The 20,284-nt window shown below is 48.6% G+C and carries 15 protein-coding genes; 10 read left to right on the plus strand and 5 right to left on the minus strand.

The window, feature by feature from the left end; translation table 11 throughout:
* The first annotated feature begins 184 nt into the window (after positions 1-184).
* From AC0YNT_RS03160 to AC0YNT_RS03185, 6 genes are all read left to right on the plus strand, one after another.
* On the plus strand, positions 185-715 hold the full coding sequence (locus tag AC0YNT_RS03160; RefSeq protein ID WP_475803286.1) for a MarR family winged helix-turn-helix transcriptional regulator: 531 nt from the start codon (positions 185-187) through the stop codon (positions 713-715).
* 88 nt (positions 716-803) lie between these two features.
* Positions 804-2,261, plus strand: a complete 1,458-nt coding sequence (locus AC0YNT_RS03165) for an aryl-sulfate sulfotransferase (RefSeq protein ID WP_475803287.1) — start codon at positions 804-806, stop codon at positions 2,259-2,261.
* Positions 2,262-2,272: 11 nt separating this feature from the next.
* Positions 2,273-3,310, plus strand: coding sequence for an ABC transporter substrate-binding protein (locus AC0YNT_RS03170; RefSeq protein WP_475803288.1), 1,038 nt, complete (start codon positions 2,273-2,275; stop codon positions 3,308-3,310).
* A gap of 12 nt (positions 3,311-3,322) precedes the next feature.
* A complete protein-coding gene (locus tag AC0YNT_RS03175; RefSeq protein WP_475803289.1) occupies positions 3,323-4,141 on the plus strand; it encodes an ABC transporter ATP-binding protein in 819 nt (272 codons plus the stop codon).
* Positions 4,138-4,917, plus strand: a complete 780-nt coding sequence (locus AC0YNT_RS03180) for an ABC transporter permease subunit (RefSeq protein WP_167279344.1) — start codon at positions 4,138-4,140, stop codon at positions 4,915-4,917. The genes AC0YNT_RS03175 and AC0YNT_RS03180 overlap by 4 nt, the downstream gene beginning before the upstream one ends.
* Before the next feature lie 255 nt (positions 4,918-5,172).
* Positions 5,173-6,495 carry an AbfB domain-containing protein gene (locus AC0YNT_RS03185; protein ID WP_475803290.1) on the plus strand — a complete coding sequence of 441 codons (1,323 nt, stop codon included), beginning with the start codon at positions 5,173-5,175 and terminating at the stop codon, positions 6,493-6,495.
* A 146-nt stretch (positions 6,496-6,641) separates the two neighbouring features.
* Here AC0YNT_RS03185 and AC0YNT_RS03190 read toward each other — a convergent pair whose 3' ends face one another.
* Positions 6,642-8,183: an alpha-L-rhamnosidase-related protein gene (locus AC0YNT_RS03190; protein WP_475803291.1), complete on the minus strand. Its 1,542-nt coding sequence runs from the start codon at positions 8,181-8,183 to the stop codon at positions 6,642-6,644.
* Positions 8,184-8,560: 377 nt separating this feature from the next.
* On the opposite strand from AC0YNT_RS03190, the gene AC0YNT_RS03195 reads away from it, so the two are divergent.
* From AC0YNT_RS03195 to AC0YNT_RS03205, 3 genes are all read left to right on the plus strand, one after another.
* Positions 8,561-9,955 carry an ABC transporter substrate-binding protein gene (locus tag AC0YNT_RS03195; RefSeq protein WP_475803292.1) on the plus strand — a complete coding sequence of 465 codons (1,395 nt, stop codon included), beginning with the start codon at positions 8,561-8,563 and terminating at the stop codon, positions 9,953-9,955.
* Between the two features lie 82 nt (positions 9,956-10,037).
* Positions 10,038-10,919 carry a carbohydrate ABC transporter permease gene (locus AC0YNT_RS03200; RefSeq protein WP_208420398.1) on the plus strand — a complete coding sequence of 294 codons (882 nt, stop codon included), beginning with the start codon at positions 10,038-10,040 and terminating at the stop codon, positions 10,917-10,919.
* Entirely contained in the window at positions 10,919-11,749 is an 831-nt protein-coding gene (locus AC0YNT_RS03205; RefSeq protein WP_475803293.1) for a carbohydrate ABC transporter permease, read from the plus strand. The genes AC0YNT_RS03200 and AC0YNT_RS03205 overlap by 1 nt, the downstream gene beginning before the upstream one ends.
* Positions 11,750-11,801: 52 nt before the next feature.
* Here AC0YNT_RS03205 and AC0YNT_RS03210 read toward each other — a convergent pair whose 3' ends face one another.
* The 4 genes from AC0YNT_RS03210 to AC0YNT_RS03225 all read right to left on the minus strand — a co-directional run bounded on the left by AC0YNT_RS03210 (position 11,802) and on the right by AC0YNT_RS03225 (position 19,093).
* Positions 11,802-13,106, minus strand: coding sequence for an ABC transporter substrate-binding protein (locus AC0YNT_RS03210; RefSeq protein WP_475803294.1), 1,305 nt, complete (start codon positions 13,104-13,106; stop codon positions 11,802-11,804).
* Positions 13,099-14,616 carry a response regulator transcription factor gene (locus AC0YNT_RS03215; RefSeq protein ID WP_475803295.1) on the minus strand — a complete coding sequence of 506 codons (1,518 nt, stop codon included), beginning with the start codon at positions 14,614-14,616 and terminating at the stop codon, positions 13,099-13,101. The genes AC0YNT_RS03210 and AC0YNT_RS03215 overlap by 8 nt, the downstream gene beginning before the upstream one ends.
* Positions 14,617-14,621: 5 nt before the next feature.
* A complete protein-coding gene (locus AC0YNT_RS03220; RefSeq protein WP_475803296.1) occupies positions 14,622-16,388 on the minus strand; it encodes a sensor histidine kinase in 1,767 nt (588 codons plus the stop codon).
* A gap of 206 nt (positions 16,389-16,594) precedes the next feature.
* Complete coding sequence (locus tag AC0YNT_RS03225; protein WP_475803297.1) at positions 16,595-19,093, minus strand: beta-glucosidase; 2,499 nt, start codon at positions 19,091-19,093, stop codon at positions 16,595-16,597.
* Positions 19,094-19,128: 35 nt separating this feature from the next.
* Here AC0YNT_RS03225 and AC0YNT_RS03230 point away from each other — a divergent pair, with 35 nt between their 5' ends.
* Positions 19,129-20,238 carry an AraC family transcriptional regulator gene (locus AC0YNT_RS03230; protein WP_475803298.1) on the plus strand — a complete coding sequence of 370 codons (1,110 nt, stop codon included), beginning with the start codon at positions 19,129-19,131 and terminating at the stop codon, positions 20,236-20,238.
* Positions 20,239-20,284: the final 46 nt, after the last annotated feature.

The raw sequence follows: 20,284 nt of genomic DNA on the forward strand, positions 1-20,284 counted from the left end.
CCACTTGACGTATCGGAATTATGGAGTTAATATCAATCCATAATCCTTCAACGTTCATTCTTTTAACGTTGAACTAATTTCATACAGCCGATTGGATAACCAAAGGCCCAACTCACGTACCTGAACACAGGACGTCTGTTGCGGCCTTTTTTGTTTTCTTAGAGGAGGGAATCAACTAGTTATCATGACAGATCTTATATCTCAAATGGAAGAAAATGATTGGCTGTTCAGGCGGATGGTTCGAAGATTCGTGAAGGAACGGGACAAAATCTCAATTGAGGACATCGCACTGCCCGGCTTTCTTATTCTTAGGACCATACAGCAAAGCGGCTTGCAAAAGCTTGGGGACCTTGCGGAGCAGCTGGATCTAACCTCCGGTGCAATTACCGCGTTATGCGACAAGCTTGAAGCAAAAGGCTTCGCTGAGCGGCGTCGTATGCAAGGTGATCGAAGAAATGTATGGCTGGACATTACAGAAGAAGGACGACAGCTGTTAGAACGGTACCCCCATCTAGGTCAGAGAGGCGTAAAGCTGTTATTTGGCGGCTTTAACGAGGATGAATTAGCACGTCAGAAAGAGATTTTCGAGAAGATTTACGCCAATCTGGAAAGCTTCTCCGAGGATTACATGGCACTCATTAAAGAATACGAGCAGCAGGAAAAGCCGGCAGTACGGCCGCCGGCGGCGCCAAACAAGAATTTTTTGAACTATTAATTCATTTGAGTTAATGCTTTCGAGGTATGAATCATCACGAACAGCCATCCGGCTGTTTGGATCACAATTCATTTAAGGAGTGTTGAACATGGGACATCCCACTATTTATCCAACTGGAGCAACTGTTTATTTGCCTGAGAAAGCATGGAGCGGCTATACAATCTTCCAAGCTGCTAATGTAGGTGCACTGCTGATTGATATGAATGGTAAAGAGGTTCATCTGTGGAAAGGACTTCGCGGCTTCCCGAACAAAATCTTGCCAGGTGGTTATGTGGTAGGCAGCACGAAAGAACGTGATCCGAAATATGGCTTCCAGGACGAAGCCGATCTTGTCCAAGTGAATTGGGAGGGCGAGATTGTATGGAAATTCAACCGTCTGGAGTACATAGAGGATCCAGGCTATGAGCCGCAATGGATGGCACGCGCGCATCATGATTATCAGCGCGAAGGCAATCCAGTCGGCTATTATGCACCAGGACAGGAGCCGCAGACAAATGGCGGACGTACCCTCATCCTCGCCCACCGTAACGTGACAAAACCTGAAATCTCGGACAAATTGCTGCTGGACGACGTCATTATTGAAGTCGATTGGGAAGGCAATATCCTGTGGCAATGGGCGGTAAGTGATCATTTTGAAGAGCTGGGCTTTGATGAGGCTGCCAAAAATGTTCTGTTTAACGATCCAAACGGCCGTCACTTCGGCAACGACACTGGCGGCGACTGGATGCATATCAACTCCGCTTCCTGGGTTGGCCCAAATAAGTTCTACGAGGCTGGCGACGAGCGCTTCCACCCGGACAACATTATCTGGGATGCGCGGGAATCCAACATTATCGCCATTACAGACCGTCAAACCGGCAAGATTGTATGGCAGCTTGGTCCGGACTACTCCAAGCCGGAAGTGAAGCATCTTGGCTGGATCATCGGTCAGCATCATGCCCACATTATTCCGCAAGGTCTGCCGGGAGAAGGCAATCTGCTCGTATTTGATAACGGCGGTTGGGGCGGCTACGGCGATCCGAATCCAGCATCACCAGATGGATTAAAAAATGCAGTACGAGACCACTCGCGTATTCTTGAGATTAATCCTGTAACGCTGGAAATCGAATGGCAGTATACGCCAACTGAAGCTGGATTTACGGCTCCACTCGATTCCTATCGTTTCTACAGTCCATATATCAGCTCAGCGCAAAGGCTGCCTAACGGCAACACGCTTATTACGGAAGGCTCCGACGGTCGGATCTTTGAAGTGACACGCGAGCATGAACTAGTCTGGGAGTATATCTCCCCTTACAAAAATCCATTTATTAAATCCAATATGGTCTACCGGGCTTACCGTGTTCCTTATGAATGGGTACCTCAGCTCGAAAAACCAGCAGAAGAAGCGATCATTCCGCTTGATGTTGCGGATTACCGCGTACCAGGCGCCGCAGCAAAAGGAACTAACTCGGTTGTAGAAGTGGTCGGAACTCTATCTTTCGAAGAGGGTGCGTTCTGCGTAGCAACCAATGAGGAAAAACCAAATCAATCTCAAGAGGAAAGCTGAGGGGAAATTCCATGAAAAAGTTTGGAATCCTTGCTACGGCCCTAGCCATCACTTTCACCCTTGCCGCATGCGGCGGCAAGGACAATAAGCCCAGCCAGGCGGCGGCTGACCCAACTAACAATCAGCAGGCAACAGCTGCCGCAGATCCTATTAAAATCAAGATTGCCGACACCTCAACCAATCCGGTCTTCCGTGTTGCGAAGAACAAAGGCTTCCTCGAGAAATACGGCATAGATGCAGATATTATTACCTTCGCTACTCCTGCTGAAGGCATTAACTCCTTATTCATCAAGCAGGCCGATATCGGCTGGGGCGCAGATTTCCCGTCACTAAATGCTGTAAGTAAAGGTGAATTCTCCATTATCGGAGCAACAGGCACGGATACTGAACAAGCGGCAGCACAATGGAAATTGTTCGTCCGTGACGATATTACATCTGCAGCAGATCTGAAGGGCAAGAAGCTCAGCACGCTGCGCGGCACTTTCCTTCCTTATCTGTGGGAGGTGTATCTGAAGGATAATGGTGTAGCCATTGATGATACCAAACAGATTGGCCAAGGCGGCTTTGACGAGTCTTATGTCGCTCTCAAAAAGGGCGAAATCGACGCCAGCTGGGTTATAGGTGCGACGCTTGTTGATAAATTCAAGGCGATTGAAGGTGTTCACGAGTTGACCGATATGTCCAAGACATCGGTTCGGATAGGCGGTACCCTTATTGCCCCTAATTCCTTGATTAAGGATCATCCTCAGGCGATTGCAAACTTCCTGAAGGCACTTGATGAAACCTCGAAGTTCATTGCGGCTAACCCTGATGAAACGGCTGATATCCTGTTCAAAGAAACAAAACAGCCGAAAGAAGCAACCATTCGGGATTTGGCGACCAACAACTGGACAGTTGGCTTCACCCAGCAATCATTCGACAGCTTGACGAATCAGAAAAACTATATGGTTGGAGCAGGCATCATCCAGAACGACTTCAACTTAGCCGATAAGCTGAGCCTGGACGGTATCAAACAGGCCCTTCCTGATTCATTCACCTACAAAGAATAGGAGGGATTACAGATGCTGAATACAAATCCAAATCCATCTCCAAATACGATTACGATTGAACGGCTGAATAAGAGCTATTCCGAGCTGAAGCCGGGCACGAGTGGATCAGTACACTATATCATTAAGGATATTGATCTAGTTGTGAAGGGCGGAGAGTTCTTCGTTCTGCTTGGCCCAAGCGGCTGCGGAAAATCTACGCTGCTTAATATGATTGCAGGCTTTGTCTCCAAGACCGGAGGCAGCCTGCGCGTTGGGAACGACGAGGTCGACAAGCCCGGCAAGGAAAGAGCGGTTGTTTTCCAGCAGGCGGACTCCTCCCTCTTCCCTTGGCTGAACGTACGGCAAAACGTAGAATTTGGCCTAAAAATGAAAAAGATGCCTAAAGAGCAGCGGAAAGAGATTTCGGATCGGTATATTCGGCTGGTCGGATTGTTTGGCCACGAGAACAAATTCCCTCGCGAATTATCCGGCGGCATGAAGCAGCGCGTTCAGCTTGCCCGTGTACTAGCCAATGATCCAGCCATCCTCTTGATGGATGAACCGTTTGGCGCACTTGATGCAATGACTAGAAGAATCATGCAGAAGGAACTCAGCCAGATTTGGCGGGAAACCGGCAAGACTGTTATTTTCGTCACCCACGATATTCAAGAAGCGCTGCTGCTTGGCGAACGGATCGCCGTGATGTCTACCGGTCCTAATGCGCGTATTTCAAGTATCTATCAGGTTCCGCTCGAGTATCCGCGTGACCCAGCCTCACCTGCGCTAAACGAGCTGCATCGCCGGATTCAATCTCACTTTGATGCCGAGCTGGAAGGAGGACTGTATCCGTGAAGATTTTGCAGAAAAAATGGGTTACCATTCCTCTGCTCTGGCTGTTGACGTTTATCGTCTGGCAGATTGGTGCATGGATTTATGGTCCAGAGATTATTCCCGGCCCAGTCGCCACTTGGCAAGGTGCGCAGGAACTGATGAGCGACGGCTCCTTGATGCGATATATCGGTATTAGTTTTTACCGGGTGTTTGCCGGATGGGCACTGGGCAGCCTTATTGCTATTCCGATTGGACTGACCATTGGCAAAGTAACCGCGATCCGCGTATTCGCGGAGCCTTTCCTTAATTTCGTCCGGTTTATCCCTCCAATTGCTTTTATCACCTTATTCCTGGTGTGGTTCGGTATTGGAGAGCAGTCGAAGATCGCTTTGATTATGTACGCGACTTTATTTATCGTCATTATTAATACCTTAACGGGTGTACTCGCGATCGAGGAAGACCGGATTCGTTCGGCAAGAAGTATGGGTGCATCCGAATGGCAGATATTGCTCCATGTTGTTATTCCTGCTACAACGCCGTATATCTTTACCGGTATTCGGCTCGCGATGGGTACCTCCTATATGGCGATTATCGGTGCTGAGATGATTGCCGCGAATGAAGGTGTTGGCTTCCTGATCTGGAACTCCAGACTTTACTTCCGAACAGATTGGATCTTTGTCGGCTTAATCAGTCTTGGCCTGATGGGCTTCCTAACAGACCGTGTTGTCGGCTGGCTCGGCAGCAAGCTGCTGTTCCGGTATGGTGTTATCTACTCTACCGCTGTTCGCCGGCGTTAGAATATGGCTGTAACAAACAAAAGGAGCTGTTCCCTAAGCCAAAACAATGGCCTGGAGAACAGCTCTTTTCTTATTCTATGAGCCACAGATTTACCGTAATACCAGCTCAGGGGCAACCATCACCGAGCGCTATGGGCGGAAACATAAAAATCTACCTTTTGCCTATCAAATTCTATTTCAATTTTGCAAGGAATGTACTAAACTCTGCTTGAAAACGCTTTCCAAATTCCAAGAATTGAAGGGAGAGACAGGTTAGTGAGCTTACGCCTCCGATTTCAAGCAACAGCAACGCTTCTGCTTTGTTTCGTATTATCGGTATCGGGCTGGTTTACCTTTGCACCAACTACCGCCCACGCGGCAACAAGCGTATACACCATGTCTGCATTCACGAACACCAGCGAGTCCAATCTCTACATGTACCAATCCTACAACGGCACAAACTATGGGCTTTTGAAAGGACCTGCTTACACGCCACCAACCGGGCTGATTCGGGATCCTAGCATTATGAAGCATACGGACGGCAAATACTACATCTGCTACACCACTGACTGGTCAGGAAATACAATCGGAATTGCTAGCAGCACCGACAAGATCAACTGGACATTCGTCCGTAATGTTACTCTCTCCGTATCGACCGGGGTTGGCCACAGCTGGGCACCGGAATGGTTCAAGGATACGGACGGCAGCTTGAATATTATTGTCTCAATCTCTCCAGGCAACTACGCGAACTTCCTCCCTTACAAAATAACCGCTCAAACCTCCAACCTGGCTACGACTACCTTCTCAGCACCAACAGCTTTATCTGGAATCGGCCCCAACTACATCGATACCTTCATCGTTAAGATCGGCTCCACCTACCACGCCTTCACCAAGAATGAAACAACCAAGTATATCGAGTACGCAACAGCTTCTAACCTGACTGGACCTTATACGTTCCAGAAGACAGGCGACTGGGCAGGCTGGGGCTCTGGACTAGAAGGACCTGCTCTTGTCCAGCTGGATAACGGATCATGGCGAATCTACTTCGACTCCTATGGGGATGCCAAATACTATTACAGTGATTCCTCTAACAGCTTCCAATCCTGGACATCTAAGACGTTACTGCCTACGTTGTCGGGTACAGTTCGGCACTTGACCGTTCTGAAAGAAACGGGCCAACCGGGGGACATCAAGCGAATCGAGTCTTATAATAACGCAGGTTATTACTTCCGCCATTACAATTACACCGCACGCATCGATCAAAATGTCAGCCCAGCACTCGATTCCAATTTCCGGATTGTACCTGGTCTCGCCAACTCTTCAGGTGTATCGTTTGAGTCAGTCAACTTCCCGGGCTATTATCTGCGGCATAAAAACTATGTGCTGGTGTTAGAGAAGTCCGACGGAACAAGCACATTCAACAGCGATGCCACCTTCCTAAGGGTAACTGGTCTGGCATCCACCGCAACCGGATGGTACTCGTATCAGTCGTACAACAATCCTACCCGCTACATCCGTCACTACAATTACGTGCTGAGGATCGACCCGATCTCGACGACACAGGAGAAAGCCGATGCGACTTTCCGTGAAGTGACTTAACTAGTTGTAAAAGAGCAGCCCTCTCTTCTTCCTAATTGGAAGTGGAGAGGGCTGCTCTTTTAAGTATGCAAAGCTGTAAGACCGATCTCGGACTTACACTACCGTTAAATGCTGCACCAACTGTAGTCGCAGCTAGTACTCTCATTTTAGATCAAATATTTCCGGATGAAATACGTAGGTGTACAGCTCCATGCGTGGCAGTAGCTGTTGATCAGGTTGCTGCCGTATGGGGACAGCTTCTTGTCCTCCGGATTATACAGCTCCCAGAACGTATCCGCTCCGTCCTTGATCATCTCTCCCCAATAGGCTTGCATCTGCTCGGCAGCTTTCTCGCTGCTGCCTACCGAGAATAAAGCTTCAATGAGATGATGGTACATATAAGGTGTGGTCATCCCGATTGCCGGCTGCTCCTCGAACAAACGGTTGAGTAACGCGGCATTCTCTTCCACAGGCAGCACTTCAGCGAGCACTAGCCAGATTTGCGAAGCCCACGAGATTTGCCGTATGTCGCCGCTAACAAAGAAGCCTTTCTTGTCATCCCATAGCTCCGTTACTGCCGCTTTGGTTGCCCGTTCAATCTGGCCCTCAATATATTGCTGCTTGTCCGTCAGACCAAGGATACGTGCCAGCCCCAAGCCCCGCTTCAGACAATAAATAAGAACGCCTTGCGTTGGAGCCTGCTTGTTCAGATCCGGATGCCAGTCGATAAAGCTCCACCAGGTCTCGTCGTCACGTACAATTCCTTGTTCATCCAGCCGCTGCTCAGCTATCTCAATCTGCTCCAGCGCAATTGGCCACAACTCCTGCAGCGTTTCCATATCTTCGGATGCTACATAATAGTCATACAGACAAGCTACGAAGAACAGTGAGTAATCATACAGCCTTGTATCATCCACATGAGCATGCGGCTTTTCAAATACACATGCCCCAACTGCCCCGTCTTCAAGTCTCATCCCAGCAAATAGATACAAACACCGCTTCACCAAATCGAAGTTATTGAAGGTAAGATAGTTCGCCTGTGCCTGCAGCCTTAAATCGCCAATCCATAGGCGCCGGTCCCGCTTCGGACCATCCTCAAACACCGATTGCATACAGTCCTGCAACGTCTTGATTGCGATTCGGTCCATCAGAGCGAGCTCATCAGACAGCTTTTCCGGCAATGGGGCAATGTTAGACGGATCACCGGAAGTAACTGCTGTACATGCCACTTGCTCGAATGACACGTTATATTTCTTTGATGTATCAAGAACATCAATCTTAATAAACCGGAAGGTGTACCGTCTAGGGAGCTTAATCTCAGCCGGCAGTACATCAATAAAGATCGTTTCCTCCTGCAGCCACGAGCTGCTCAGCCAGCCATCATAGCTGTCGAAAGGCTCTGCGATTTCACATGGCATTTCACCAAGCGTCAGCTTTAGCTTCAGCGGTGCATCAGGTGGACTGCCTACAGCTTTTACTTTAAAGCTCACAAACCCGACAAGATGATCTTCGAAGTCCAGAACAAAGCTGTCACCCTTCCCAAGCACCTGCTCCTGCCAGTTCTGCTTCTCCGCCTGATCAACTCTCCAGCCTTGAAAAGCCATCTCATCAGCAACAATCTCAACTACTGCTTTTGGCTCTGCCAGTGAAGTAACTAGTTCAGGTATTAAGGCCTCTGCCTTATCAACCATGGTTTGATTAATTAGCATGGATAAATCCCCTTCCGAAATTCCTGCTGTTAACACTATATTCAATATTCCTTACGATCATCGTATGCGCTTACAAACCATAACACAATAGTCTTACTTTTTGGATAAACATCCGATTTTTTTAGATGATTAAGCAAGGCAATGTCTGCTATTTTTAGGTGCGGTGTACGATTAATTTGGGCCGCCTCCTCAAACCCCGCGTAACTGCGCGGTGACCTAAAAAAAGCAGACACATCTAAAAAATGCGGCGCTTAACAGTAAAAATGAAAGCCTTTACACTTAGGTTCACAGGGCTCCGGAACCCCAAACATCCAACCTAATCAACAATTTCTTGAACCGTAGTTTACGCTCGAACATTACAAGGAGGGTATATCTTAATGGCTCAATCTAAAAAGAAAACTATTCTCGCTCTGACAGGAGCAGTACTTCTCACTTCCGCTTTAACAGCATGCGGCAGCAACAACAATAATAACAACGCAGCAGCAAACGCTAATGCGAGCAAATCTCCTGAAGCAAGCCAGAACGCAGCGGCCGAATCTCCGGCTGCATCAAATGACACTGCCTCGGAGCGTTACGAAAAGCCGGTCACTCTGAAGCTGATGATCGACAACCAGACTTCGACGGACGGCATTAAAGCAGTTGCTGACGAAATTGAGAAGCGCTACAACATCAAGACTGAATTTGACCTTCGTCCGGGTGGAGATGAAGGCGACAACCTGGTGAAGACCAGACTCGCTACCGGTGAAATGGACGACCTGAGCTTCTACAACTCCGGCTCCTTGTTCAAGGCGCTGCAGCCTGAGAAATATTTCATAGATTTGACTAGTGAACCGTTCATGCAAAATGTACTGGATTCCTTCCTGCCGACAGTAAGCGTTGACGGTAAAACCTATGCGGCTCCAAGCGGCGCATCGCAAGCTGGCGCTTGGCTCTACAACAAAAAGGTGTATGCGGAGCTTGGCTTGAGCGTTCCGAAAACATGGGATGAGCTGAAAGCAAACAGCGATAAAATCAAGGCTGCTGGTAAAACAGCCGTCATTGGTTCCTACAAGGACAGCTGGACATCGCAATTAATTTTCTTGGCTGACTACGCAAACGTACAGGCAGATGCCCCAACGTTTGCCGATGATTTCACGAACAATAAAGCAAAATTCGCTGATACACCAGCAGCACTGCGCAGCTTCCAGAAGCTTTCCGAAATGAAAGATTATATGAACAAAGATTACCTTGCAACAACTTATGACCAAGCGCTCAAAATGCTCGTTGACGGTACTGGCGTACAATATCCGATGCTGACTTTTGCACTCACTAATATCTTTACAACTTACCCGGATAAAATCGACGACATCGGCGTATTCGCACAACCGGCTGACAGCGCGGACAAAACCGCTCTGACGGTATGGATGCCTGCTGGAATCGCAATCTACAAAGACGGCAAGAACATCGAAGCTGCGAAAAAATGGATCAACTTCTTCGCTTCACCGGATGGCATGGCACTTCTGGCAAGCAAAGCGAAGCCGGAAGGTCCTTATGTAATCAAAGGTGCTACACTGCCGGATGATGCTTACGCAGGCGTTAAAGAAATGATGCCTTACTTCGATAACGGCAATAACGCGCCGGCACTCGAATTCCTGTCTCCGCTTAAAGGACCAAGCCTGCCGCAGTTGACTGTTGAAGTCGGCGCAGGCATGAAGTCCGCAGAAGATAATGCAAAAGCTTATGACAAAGATGTTGAGAAACAAGCGAAGCAGCTCGGTATCTCCGGCTGGTGAGTTAGCATAAACAAGCAGCCCTGCCCTGCTCATCAGGCAGGTCAGGGCTTTTGTAAAGAAAGTAAGATGGGAGAGATTCACCATGCAGAAGGCTTCCATAACAAAGACTTCCAAAAAGTTTTATACGTATAAGTTTTTGTTGCCCGCCGGCATTATCTATTTCGTACTATTCCTGCTGCCTACCATCATGTCCTTCTTCTTCAGTATGACGAGATGGGATCTTGTGGATTGGGATTATATCGGCTTTGATAACTATAAGACGTTCTTCTCGGAATCATCGCTTAACATCGGGTTTCGCAATACACTGATTTACGCAGTTGTTACCTGCGGCCTTAAAGTCGTCCTGGGACTCATACTTGGGGTTGCACTGACATCCGGCCTCCGGATTAAAGGATATTTGCGCTCTGTCGTCTTCTTCCCAACTCTGTTATCTACGATTGCCGTTGGTATTGCCTTCAGCAGCATGATGCATCCAACGCAAGGTCTGATTAATAAAAGCCTGTCTCTGGCAGGCATCGTTGGTCCTGACTGGCTTGGCGACACAAGCATTGCCTTGTTATCCGTCGCTATCGTTGATGTGTGGAAAGGCGTCGGCATGGCTACCGTTATTTTTATCGCGGGCATTATGTCCATTCCCGAAGAATATTACGAAGCGCTTCAGATCGACGGCGGCAACTCATGGGACAGATTCAAGCATATTACGAATCCGCTTGTTGCTCCCGCGATGAACTCTGTCATAATTCTCGCCTTTATCGGAGGCTTGCGTTCCTTCGACCTCGTATGGGCGATGACCAAAGGCGGACCGGGCTTCAGTACGGACTTGATCGCTTCTATCATTTATAAACAATATCAAGGCGGTTTCTACGGCCTCTCTACAGCGGGCAACGTGATTCTCTTTATCGGCGTATCTCTGCTGGCCTTCCCTCTGCTTAAGCTGCTGTCGAAAAGGGAGGTTGATTTGTAATGAAGATGAAAGGTACCAAACGACTTATTTTCGAAATCATTGCCGTTCTCTTATCCATCGTCATCTTCTGGGTACCGTTCCTATTTGTTATTATTAACTCGCTCAAAAACAAAACGGATGCCTCGCTTCTTGATCTGAGCTGGCCAACTTCCATCCATTGGTCGAACTATAAGGAAGTTCTTACGGCCCAAGATCATATGGTTCTGCGCTCGTTCATGAACAGTACGCTCATTACGCTGCTGTCCATCGTTGTTCTAATCGTGGTCAGCGCCATGACCGGCTATGTTCTGCAGCGCCGCAATGACCGCTGGTCTGGCATTATCCAGTTTCTTGTCATGGCCGGGCTTATGATTCCGCCTGCTGTTGTACCAACCATATGGGTGCTTGATTCTATCCATCTGTTCAAGACGATGACCGGGATCGTAATGGTTGAAGTTGCACTTGGCATCTCCTTTGCCGTCATGCTGTACCGCAGCTTTATGGCAACCATTCCAAGAGAAATTGATGAAGCGGCTGTCGTCGACGGCTGTGGCAGCATGAGGATGTTCTTCCAGATGATCCTCCCGCTCCTTATGCCGGTAACGTCAACGGTTGTCGTCCTGTCTTCCGTTGGCATTTACAATGACTTTGTTAACCCGCTCTACTTCTTCCCGGGAGCGAAGAATGCCACCATTCAGCTGACGCTGTACAATTTCACCAGCATGTACAATACATCCTGGAACCTGCTGTTCGCAGATATTATCCTGATCTCGCTTCCGCCGCTCATCCTCTTTATCTTCTTCAACAAACGGATCGTTGCCGGCATGACAGCCGGTGCAGTCAAAGGTTAGACGAACAAGAAGATCCCGCAACCTGCGACGGCTGCGGGATCTTCTCTACTTATTATTGCTGTTTATCCAATGCCGCCTGTAAATCCTGCATATACATCTCCGGCGTATAGTCTTTGCTTGCAATCAGCAGCTGGGCGTTATTCCAGGCGATCGTCTGCGTATCGGGATCAAATAAAGCCTCAAACCATAAGGCGCCATTCTTTACGCTATCGATCGTCTCCTGTGCCAGCTGCGTAAGCCTCGGCACATCGGCCGGCATATTTTGTACATTAAAGCCTGATATAACGCCATATTCCTTCATCGCTTTATCCCCGTAACCCGTAAATACCGCTTTCAGCCATTCCTTCATGGTATCGTCATAAGAAGCTGCCGATAACGTAGTGGCAAGACCCGCATTCATCAGCCAGTCGTCCTTGCTCCCCACACCGCCGTTCACCAGGGGAATATTGAACAATCCAATAGCATCCGTCCCGATCTGGTTTTTGAGCGAGCTGTTGAAATCCCTGAGGCTCCAGCTTCCGGTATAAAACATAGCCACTTTCCCCTTGAGGAATAACGTTGAGGCTTCATCCGTCTCCGTTGTATTCACATACTTGCCGAAATATCCTTGCTGCGCCATCTGCTGAACAATAGCCGCCGCTTCGACAAATCCAGGCTCTGTCACCTTCAGTTCCTTACGGGCTACACGCTGCATCGCATCATAACCATATTTCCGGATGACGTAACCGTTTATGAGCCGGGTAATCGGCCATTTATTCGCACCAGCCAGCGCAAACGGCTGAATACCTTGTGACTTGAACACCTCCGCCACATGAAGCAGATCATCCCAAGTCTCTGGTACAGCTAGTCCATATTCGGCAAACAAATCCTTGTTATACCAAAAGCCCTCGATATTAATCTCGAGCGGAAGGGCATACAGCCCTTTGTCCCGAACCATCGATTTCAGCAGCTTCACGGCCGCCGGATTTAATTCATTTTGCAGGCCAAGCTCACGAAATACTTTCTCGATATCCAGAATAAATCCGTTATCGGCCAGCTGCTCCAGCGGTCTGCCGGATTCATAGGAGAAAATCTCCGGCAAATCATTGCTTGCCGCAAGCAGCTGGATTTTTTGCACAAGATCCGAGGTATTGACGCTCTCGAATTCATATTTGATATTCGGATGCTTCTTCTCATATTCACGTGCCTGCTCGCTAATGATCCGAGGCTGCTGCTCCTCAAGATCGGACGATACATAATGAATAACCCGCGTCGGATCAGAGATTTGTTCATCGGATCCATAAGAGCCGCCAGAGCAGGATACCAGAAGCAGACATATTGCTGTTAATACGCCTATAGCAGCAGCCGGCTTACTCATGATCGCCCACCTGCTGTACCGGCTCATGCGATTTGCTAATGCCATGCCCTTCCCTGAACTGCCCTGGCGTTACGCCTGTATATTTCTTGAATAGCTCCGTAAAATGCCTGTAATTATAGTAACCAACCCTCTTGCTGACATCATTAACAAGCATACCTCTCAGCAGCATAATCTTCGCTTGCTCCATCCGCAGCTTGGTTACATATTTAATATAGGAGGTTCCTACCTTCTCCTTGAACAGCAGGCTTAAGTACGTCGCATTCATGCCGACATGCTCTGCCACCTCCTGCAGCGTGAACGACTCCAGGTAATGTTTCTCAATAAAAGCAAGGGCTTTCTCCACCGCATTATGCTTGGATGCATGCTTATCTTCCCGCATAAAATTATGAAGCAACTCCATCTGCTCCCGAAGCCACTCAAACATCCGGTCTCTTGACGACATTCCGCCAAGCTCCCAATGCGGTACAAGTGTCCGGACCTCCCCGCCTGCTTCCATCGCAACCTGATACCCGATATAGGCAAGCTTCATAACCTCTTGTTCCACCAGCTCCGGACTTAGTCTCTCAGCTTCCATCCAACGCTTATAATCATCCAATTGGCGAAGAAGCCCTTCCTTATTGCCTGTTCTCATGCAAAAGACGATTTCTTCCTCACGTTCGCTGAGACCCTTCGGCAGACTTTCCTCAGCAGGCTCGAAACGGGTCCAGCCCTTCTCCTCCAGAAATACCGCGTAACGTAAAGCTCGGACAGCTTCCTTGAGGCTTGCTCCTGCTTCCGCCAGATCCATATAGGTTTGGCCGGAACCAACGGTTTCCTGCATCTGGGGAGACAAGATCGTGAGCTGCTCCCATAATTCCTCCGCCGGGAGCGTGTAATGAAATACCGCCATGATCCATTCCTTCCCATACGAAAAGGAAACGATGCGGTAAGAAGGATGCTCATCCAGGAGATCCAGCCTGCCTGTTGAAGCAAGTACAGTAACTCCCGTCACCCGCTCCGCCTCCGCTTTGCCAAAGGCAGCCCTCCAAGCAGGAATGGCTTCTGTGCCAAGCAGCAGCAAATCAAGAGTCGCCTTCTCCAGCAAAGCTTCTTTATTAGCCGACACCTGCGTCTTTAATTGGGTATGCTCCTGCTGATGGCCAATTCTCTCGATGGTTCGTACAATGGCCTCATCGATTTTCTCCAGTGTAATCGGCTTATCCAAATAATCAATGACCCCAAGCTTTAATGCCTTACGGATATATTCGAATTCATTAAACCCGCTGAACACAATACAGGCTGTATCGGGCTTTTCCTTCGCAATCTCTTCAATAAGCTGCAGTCCGGTTAACCCGGGCATACGAATATCGGTCATGACAATGTCAGGCGCAAGCTCCCGAACCATCTGCAGAGCGGAGATGCCGTCATCGGCTGTGCCGACTAGCTCAATGCCGTATCGAGACCAGTCAACCATCATTTGAAGCCCTTGTGTCACGATATATTCATCGTCGAAAATAACGGCCTTTAACATGACTCTCAACCCTCTCTGATTTCATTTGGCCGGAATCTGATCTCAACGACCGTTCCTTTTCCCGGTTCACTGCTTACCCGAAGCGAGCTTCTCTGACCATAGTACAGCATGATACGCTCCCGGACATTTACAAGCCCATAACCCTTCTCCGTAGCCTGAATATCCTCCATCCCAACGCCATCATCTTCTACCGTGAAGACAGCCGTTCCGTCCTCCATTCTGCCTGTAAGCCGAATCATTCCTTCACCAATCTTCGGCTCCAGCCCGTGATAGATGGCGTTCTCCACCAGCGGCTGCAGAATAAGCTTCAGAATTTCAATGCTCATAAGCCCTTGCTCAACATTCACTGTGTATTGAAACCTCGACTTATATCGAAGGTTCTGTATCGTCATATAATGCTCGATATGCTGGAGCTCCTTGAATACCGGAATCGTTTCTTTCCCTTTGTTCAGGCTGATCTTGAAGCTTTCCGATAAAGCAATGGTCATCTTGGCGATATCCGCGTTATTCTGCAGGATGGCCATCCAGTAAATCGAATCAAGCGTATTATAGAGAAAATGCGGCTTGATCTGCGCCTGCAGCGTCCGAAGCTCCGCTTCCCTCTCTTTTAATTGTGAGTGAATCAGTCTTTCATTGAGTTGGATGTTCTCCGTGGAAATTTTACGGAACGTCTCCCCAATTGCCCCTACTTCATCCTCCTCAAAGGAAATCAGATGTACAGAGGCACCGGAGCCTTTGGACCAGTCAACCATCATCTTCTTCAGCTGCAGCAGCGGCCGGGTAATGCTTCCCGAAACAAACATCGACAGGATAATGGCAATAAGCGCAATAAAAGCAGCAATAAGAGTCGTATACGTACCGATCCGGTTCGAATCCTGCAGCAGCACATTCGCCTTCACAACATGCAGGAAGGTCCAATTCGTTGTCGCGTTATGATAACCAACCGTCAAATAGCCATGCTGATGCAGCTCCTGGAGTACTGCAGCTTCTCCATCCTCCCGATCGATTAGATTCGCAATAGAATCATTTTGCGCATATACGCTGCGTGACAGCTCCCCGGTCGTATCTAGCACGACAAAATCCCCGTCATCCCCCATTGCTTGCTCAAATATCGTTTTCTTCAAATTAATAATCAGCAGCCCGATAACACGGAAATTCGCCGGGTCACGCAGCAGCTTCACGCTCGAGAAAGACATGCCCGTATTGCCCGAGTTAAGGGATTGAAGCACATTGTAGCTGAAAAACACTTCTTTACCGTTAGCGGCAGCCGCACGCTTATACCAATCTGTCCGACCGATTAACTCCCGGCTTGTCTCATCATCATAAATACCCGCATTAGCTTCAACACTTCCGTAGCAGACGGAATGGAAGCCACGATCAAATAAACAAATTGAGTCAATATGGCGGGTATCAATTAAATTGCGTACAACGAGATTTTGCAGACGGTTAGCCGTCCGGATATCAAGTACATGGCTTTCATCTGCCGCACTATCCTTCAATTCTTCCCGAAGCTGATCATTCGCCAGAATCAGCCGGTGCATATTAATCACGTTTCGAAATAATAAATCCGCCACTTCGCTGGCTGTCTGCAAATTATGCTTGTTATTGTCCAGGTGGTTATGAACGATCGTATCCTTCGAGATATTAAACGAGATATACCCCAGGATAATGAGCGGCGGCACCGACAATAAAACAACGGCCAGGAGTATTCTTGTACGAAGTCTGCGGGGACGATACTGCCTTAGAAGCGAGGATAAGGAAAATAAACGCATCCGCTTTGATCTCCTTGGCCGATTCGGCTCGTAATGATGTTTCCTTCATTGTAAACGAATACATGGCGAATATCACGGCGCCTTTTTTTAGGTGGAGTGTCTGTTTTTTTTTGATTCGTTGGGTGGAAAAAAGCTCTGTAAGACTCCTTCGGGAGCTTACAGAGCAATGATTGCTTACAGCATTCAGGCTTACCTAATAATGGCTGTTAGTATACCTGCTTCCAGCCGTGTATGACGCTGTCACAGCGTTCGACTGCCTGAGCAAGCTCCAGAGACGGGATGACGGTTGTCTGTAGAACAAGCTGCTTGGAGGACTCGCCAATCAGAATGGTGAACTCTCCAGCTGGAACCACCCACTTATTGCTTGTAGTATTCCAAATGCTGAAGGCTCTTGGGTTTAGAAGCATTTCCGCTTGGACTGCTTGTCCTGCCGGAACCGCTACTTTCGTGTAGCTCCTCAGCTGCACCGGCGGTTCACCAGCAGCTGCCGGGAAGCTCAGATACAGCTGTGGGACGGCGTGGCCGTAGATCTCACATTCATTTCGAATATTGAAGGTAACTTGTAAGCAAGGCATTCCCGCATGCTCCATTTGCGCTGTTTGCAGGTCACCATAGCTGAAAGAGGTGTATGAAAGACCATGGCCAAACGGGAATAACGCCTTCTCTCCGGATGCAGCAAACCAGCGGTAACCAACGTCCAGCTTCTCGGAGTAAACCGTGTCGAGCCCTATGCCTGGATATTGTCCTTTCGTCACGATTGGACCTTGTTCGCTTGATGCCGGGAAGCTGACCGGCAGATGCCCTGACGGATTCGTATCACCGAACAATACTTTGGCTATCGCCTCTCCGCCTTGCTGACCGGGATACCAAGCTTCCACAACGCCTTTCACTTTGTCCACCCAAGGCATCTCAACCGGGCCGCCGGTATTCAGCACAACAATCGTATTCGGATTGGCTTCGGCGACGGCTTCAATTAATTGATTTTGTGCGCCGGGCAGCCTTAGATTCGGCTTATCGAAATTTTCGGTCATGTAGTCATTTACGAATACAACTGCTGTATCCGCCAGCGCTGCTGTCTTAACGGCCTCTTCTATTAAAGCTTCATCCGTTCCTGCATACCACTCCAGCGTAATAGAAGGAAGAGCTGCAGCTTCTCCGCTGGAAGAGGTATAGTGAACCTCCATTATGACACGGCTTCCTGCTTCTAATCTCTTGACTCCGGTCCGGTAGAGAGACTGAAAATTCCAGTTGTCGATGATAAGCTCTCCATCTACATATAAACGGGTCCCGCCTGAAGCCGGGACGTAAAACGTATAATCTGCCGTCTTCTTCGGAATCAGTGTACCAGTCCACTTCGCAGATGAAGTATGCGGAACACCGTCAAACTGCCAGTTCAAACAAAGCTTCTCCATCATTTGTGTGCGCACAGGTTCACCGCTTAAATTTGCAGAATCATATGCCTCCAGCAGCAAACCATTCTCGAACGCTTCGGCCGGAATCGTGTTGCCTGCATTCGGAGACGGATAGATAAAGGAAGGGCCAGAAGGAACAGGCGCTGTACCAGGTACGTAGCTAACCCGCACATCAGGTCCAGCACGATGCTCGATAGCTTGAAGCGGAGTAACCGAGCCTGCATAAGGCACATGGGCGCTGCCTCCGCCTGATGCAATCAGGTTTACAGCTGCTTGCCCGATAATCGCAATGGAATTGGCTTGCGCAAGTGGAAGGATGCTGTCATCGTTCTTCAGCAGAACAATCGATTGTTCCGCGAGGAGCAAAGCTTCCACATCATGCTTGGAATAGACTTTCCTTTCACTGCCTGACTCGTGCGATTCCTGGTCAAATAAGCCGAAGCTGAACATTTTCCTCAGGATGCGGCCGGCACTGTCATCAATCTTCTCCATCGGCACTTGCTCACTGGCTACAGCCTGCTTTAACGGTTCGCCGAAGTACCGCTTAAAGGGAATGGTAAGCTCATAGTCCAGCCCAGCGAATATCGACCTGACCGTGCTTTGGGTAGCTAGAAAATCAGAGACAACAAAGCCGTCGAACTCCCAATTTTCTTTCAGTACCTGATTGAGCAAATGGTGGTTCTCTGCACCGTATGCTCCGTTGATTATATTGTAAGACGCCATGATTGATGCGGCATTGCCTTCTTTAACTGCCGCTTCGAAAGCAGGAAGATAAATCTCGCGCAGCGTCCTCTCATCGATAATACTGTTCTGCACCATACGGTCTGCTTCCTGATTATTGGCCGCGTAATGCTTGATGCAGGCCATGACGCCCTGCTCCTGAATCCCTTGAATAACAGCCGTTCCGGTTACAGCCGACAGCATCGGGTCCTCGCCGTAGCCTTCAAACGTCCGTCCATTAAGCGGAGTTCGAGCGATATTAACGGTTGGACCCAGCAATAACGATGTCCCGCGCTCCCGAGCATCCTTGCCTATGATCTCCCCATATTGATAAGCGGCCTCTTGATCAAATGCTGCTCCCATTGCAATTGGAGCAGGTAACTGCGTCCCTACCGTTTCATGAGGCCCAGTTACACCGCCGGGTCCGTCGTTCAGCTTCAGTAGAGGAATGCCTAATTTTTCATCAGGTGTGCCGCCATGCATCAGGGCTAACTTGTCATCAAGCGTCATAGCCGCAAGCAATTCCTTTACTCTTTGTTCAACGCTTAGCGTTGTGTCCATCCATCGTTTCATCTTCTGTTCAACCCTCTCCAGCATTCTTCGATTGCATGCAGTGTTCATATCGCGATATTCTTATTAAAACGCTTTCTATCGCTCCTAACAATTCCGCTTTTACGGATATCGTTCTCCGATTTACAGATGATGAAGACAGGGGGATTATGGTGAACCACCAACAGCTGGATAGGTATTTAAAAAAAGTCAATGAGACGGAAGCAAGGCAGCTCGAGTGGAAGGAGAACGTGAATGACATTCCTTCTGCACCACGACAGCGGGAAATAAACGTCCCCTTCCGTATGCCGGATTCTCCTTTTTTCACTAACGGACCGATTCATATCCGCAAGCATAACCGTTTTGCTCCGATGCCGCCGCATTATCATGATTTTATCGAGCTGAATTATATCTATTCCGGAACGTGCAGGCAGACGATTAATGGTGAAGAAGTAGTGCTTCAAGAGGGACAAGTTTGTCTTCTGGATTCCGAGGTCGTTCACAGCATTGATGCTATGGGGGAAGATGACCTACTCATTAATATAATCATGAAGAAAGACACCTTCACCTCCTCCTTCTTAAGTCGCTTCGGATCGAGGGGAATTGTCTCGGATTTCCTGGCTAATGCCATTACGGAGAATACGAATCATAACCGATACATCGTCTTTGAGTCGGAGGGGCATGAGGATCTGCAGCTATTCATGAAAAATATGATAGGCGAAACGTTTGGCAGCCGGGTCTACGCACAGGAGATGATCTATAACTACACCATGCTCATCTTTACAGAATTAATGAGAGTTTATACAGTCAGAACGAACAACGAAAGCTTGCAAGGTGCTGCCAAAGCCGACCTGATCCAGATTCTTGATTATATCGAGAAGAACTATCGGGACTGCAGCCTCACCCAGCTGTCGAAGGCCTTCAGCTTTAATGCCAATTACATCGGCAATATGCTTAAGAAGAGAACCGGTAAAACGTTTATCGAGCTGGTCAAAACCCAGCGTCTGATCCATGCGGCGGGCCTGCTCGCGAACACAAACCTTCCCATCGAGGACATTGCCCATGATGTGGGATACAGCAGTCTCGGATTCTTCTACCGAATATTCGCCGAGCAGTATCAGATGACTCCTATGTCTTATCGGAATGATCGGCGAACTGGTGCAACATAGATCTCTATGTTATTAGAAGTCAGTAGTCTGAACAGCCTCATTCTCC

Source organism: Paenibacillus sp. J22R56 (genome assembly GCF_056269375.1).

Coding starts and splice junctions, on each gene's coding strand:
- AC0YNT_RS03225 (WP_475803297.1), bottom strand. CDS start 19,093: ATGAAACGATGGATGGACACAACGCTAAGCGTTGAACAAAGAGTAAAG.
- AC0YNT_RS03195 (WP_475803292.1), top strand. CDS start 8,561: ATGGCTCAATCTAAAAAGAAAACTATTCTCGCTCTGACAGGAGCAGTA.
- AC0YNT_RS03160 (WP_475803286.1), top strand. CDS start 185: ATGACAGATCTTATATCTCAAATGGAAGAAAATGATTGGCTGTTCAGG.
- AC0YNT_RS03215 (WP_475803295.1), bottom strand. CDS start 14,616: ATGTTAAAGGCCGTTATTTTCGACGATGAATATATCGTGACACAAGGG.
- AC0YNT_RS03200 (WP_208420398.1), top strand. CDS start 10,038: ATGCAGAAGGCTTCCATAACAAAGACTTCCAAAAAGTTTTATACGTAT.
- AC0YNT_RS03210 (WP_475803294.1), bottom strand. CDS start 13,106: ATGAGTAAGCCGGCTGCTGCTATAGGCGTATTAACAGCAATATGTCTG.
- AC0YNT_RS03205 (WP_475803293.1), top strand. CDS start 10,919: ATGAAGATGAAAGGTACCAAACGACTTATTTTCGAAATCATTGCCGTT.
- AC0YNT_RS03175 (WP_475803289.1), top strand. CDS start 3,323: ATGCTGAATACAAATCCAAATCCATCTCCAAATACGATTACGATTGAA.
- AC0YNT_RS03190 (WP_475803291.1), bottom strand. CDS start 8,183: ATGCTAATTAATCAAACCATGGTTGATAAGGCAGAGGCCTTAATACCT.
- AC0YNT_RS03170 (WP_475803288.1), top strand. CDS start 2,273: ATGAAAAAGTTTGGAATCCTTGCTACGGCCCTAGCCATCACTTTCACC.
- AC0YNT_RS03230 (WP_475803298.1), top strand. CDS start 19,129: ATGCAGTGTTCATATCGCGATATTCTTATTAAAACGCTTTCTATCGCT.
- AC0YNT_RS03220 (WP_475803296.1), bottom strand. CDS start 16,388: ATGCGTTTATTTTCCTTATCCTCGCTTCTAAGGCAGTATCGTCCCCGC.
- AC0YNT_RS03165 (WP_475803287.1), top strand. CDS start 804: ATGGGACATCCCACTATTTATCCAACTGGAGCAACTGTTTATTTGCCT.